This is a genomic window from Mesotoga sp., assembly GCF_035363035.1.
Lineage (GTDB): Bacteria > Thermotogota > Thermotogae > Petrotogales > Kosmotogaceae > Mesotoga.
The window spans coordinates 1-2,502 of sequence record NZ_DAOSEH010000162.1; the positions used below are offsets into that span (position 1 = coordinate 1).

The following is a 2,502-nucleotide window of genomic DNA, read 5'->3' on the forward strand; positions in this document are numbered from 1 at the left end:
TTCTTGCCCACATCGACGGCGACTACACGCCTGGCACCCTTCTCAAGCAGCAACTGTGTGAACCCTCCCGTGGAAGAGCCGAGATCTACAACCTCTTTGCCTGAAACGTCGAGGCCAAAAAACTCCAGGGCCTTTTCCAGTTTGTAGTATCCGCGACCCACAGGCTGTTTCCCGCCGGTTATCGCGATGCGGCTTTCGACATCGACCCTGAAGCCGGGTTTTTCGACGATCGAGCCCTCCACCGACACTCTGCCGGCCTTTATCAATTCGCTGGCTTTGCTCCTACTCTCTGACATTCCCTTACCGAATAAAAGTTCATCGAGCCTAAGTTTCGAACTCATCGAATATGACCTTGTAAAAGACCAGTCCCTGAGGAGGTGCCGAGCTTGGAAGATTCGATCTATCCTGAGACAGAAGGAACTCCCTCACCGTGTCCTCTTGAATGCCGCCCGTTCCAACCTTTACGAGAGTGCCGACTATGTTTCTCACCATTCTTTTCAAAAAGGAAACGCCCTCTACCCTGATCAGAATCAAACGGGAAGGGTACCTGATTATCCTGATCGACGAGATGGTTCTGTTGGGGTTTCTATCGTCTCTACCCGTCTTGAAAGCCGAGAAATCGTGCTCCCCGGTCAGGTGGCCGGCGGCCTTCCTCATCGCCTCTATATCCAGCCCGTACGGGAACCACCAGACGTACCTCCGCCGGAATATGTCGGGTTCGCTCGAATTGAGTATGTGATAGTGGTATATCCTCTTCTTCGCCGCAAATCTCGGACTGAAATTGGACTCCACTTCGTGAACCCTTCTGACGTAAATGTCGGCCGGAAGATTCGCGTTCAGCGCGTCGCACATTATTTTGGCGCTCAAATGATCGAGGCTGGAATCGAAGGCTATTACCTGTCCGTAACCGTGGACGCCGGTGTCGGTCCTTCCGGCGCCCTGAGTCACGATCCTGTATTTGTGGATCCTCTCGAGAGCCTCTTCGAAGGTACCCTGAACCGTCCGCATTTCCGGCTGGTTCTGGAAACCGAAAAAATCCGTCCCGTCGTAGGAGACAACGGCCGCAAATCTCTTCATGACTAGACAGACAGGGCCAGATCCAGCATCTCTGTGTAAAGATAAACCATCGACGATAAGTCTTTACCCATCCTTGGCAGATCTCCATTGTAAACGTTCCACAGAATTTTGCTCACGATCGTTTCCACATACTTCAAGAGTGCGTTTTCGAGTTCGCTCTTCTCGCGGTTTTCAAGGTAAAGCGAACTGACTTTTTCGCCCAGCCACGAAGAAATGATCTGGTCGTTGAATTTCAGCGACCCGTCGGCGTAGTCGCGGAGCATTTTGTAAACCTCTTCGGTGGTTTCCCTTATCGAAAGATGCCTGGAAACGGCCCCGACGACGGTCGCGTCGAAGTATCCCTCCAGTGAGTCGGGAACTTCCAGTTCGTATTTGAAATACAGGAGATTTGTGTCGCTGTGCTTTCTTTCGAAGGATATCTTTCTTCTCATGGCGCTCTCCAGACCGAAAGCGCTCAGACAGTTCCAGTACTTCTCCTTCAGAAGCAAAGAGGCGTGATCGGTCGACCAGGTGGTCATAAAACCGGCTTTGGTCCGGTGATCGAACGTTGCTTTCTTGGGAGTCAGGTACTCTTTATCGTTGTACAGTATGTGTGCATATTTGTGATTCATCGGCCTACAATCCCTTCAACCAGTTCTTTCATTTCATCTATATTCTTTCTTGCTTCTTCTCTGCTCGATCCCTTGGCCATGAGATAGAATTTGATTTTGGGCTCCGTCCCTGAGGGTCTAGCGATGAGTTTGAGGTCACCCTCAAACTGTATAGATATGACATCCGAAGCCGGTAGTCCTTTTATGCCCGGGCTGTAATCTAGTATTTCGATCAACTTTCTCCCTTTCATTGGCGGGACCCCCTTCTCTCTCAATTCTTTCATTATGGAATCTATTTTGAACTTACCCTCGATCCCTTCGTATTCTTTGTTCACCAGGTCCTCCATGAAATACCCGTACCTGGAGTAAATCCCCTCGAGATAATCGTAGAGAGTTTCGCCCTTCTTTTTGAGGAACCCACCGATAACACTCGCAAGAGCTGCCGCGACAACCGCATCCTTATCCCTGGCGTGCTTTCCGAATAGATATCCATAACTCTCCTCGAAACCGAACAGGAAATTTTCTCCTCCCGAGACTACGGATTTCTCTATCAATTCCCCTATGAACTTGAAGCCCGTCAGGGTTTCCTTGACAGCCACTCCATAATCGGAGGCAATTTTCTTAACCAGATCGGTCGTTACTATCGTCTTCACTATGAAGGGATTATCCGGAAGCTTTCTTTCCATCATATCGAGTATGAAAGCTACCATGATAGAACCTGTCTGATTGCCGTTCAGAAGAAGGAAGTCGCCATTATGCTTAACCATCAGCCCCATACGATCGCAGTCGGGATCGGTAGCTATTATCATGTCGCAGTTGCGTTCACGCGCCAAAT

4 protein-coding genes are annotated in these 2,502 nt (G+C 49.8%); all 4 read right to left on the reverse strand.

The features are described from left to right. A partial coding sequence (locus PKX57_RS12005; RefSeq protein ID WP_472417546.1) for an SAM-dependent methyltransferase occupies positions 1-341 on the reverse strand: 341 nt, incomplete at its 3' end. Further along, complete coding sequence (gene truA / locus PKX57_RS12010; protein ID WP_213921716.1) at positions 325-1,077, reverse strand: tRNA pseudouridine(38-40) synthase TruA; 753 nt, start codon at positions 1,075-1,077, stop codon at positions 325-327. The genes truA and PKX57_RS12005, both read right to left, overlap by 17 nt. Positions 1,078-1,079: 2 nt before the next feature. Next, positions 1,080-1,688 (reverse strand): hypothetical protein, encoded by a 609-nt coding sequence (locus PKX57_RS12015; RefSeq protein WP_213921717.1) that lies wholly within the window; start codon positions 1,686-1,688, stop codon positions 1,080-1,082. Next, positions 1,685-2,502 (reverse strand): phosphohexomutase domain-containing protein (locus PKX57_RS12020; protein WP_472417548.1); only part of this gene is annotated, 818 nt, incomplete at its 5' end. The genes PKX57_RS12015 and PKX57_RS12020, both read right to left, overlap by 4 nt.

Bases quoted from the DNA above. Each gene is read 5' to 3' on its own strand.
- PKX57_RS12015 (WP_213921717.1), bottom strand. From the start codon at position 1,688: ATGAATCACAAATATGCACACATACTGTACAACGATAAAGAGTACCTG.
- truA (WP_213921716.1), bottom strand. From the start codon at position 1,077: ATGAAGAGATTTGCGGCCGTTGTCTCCTACGACGGGACGGATTTTTTC.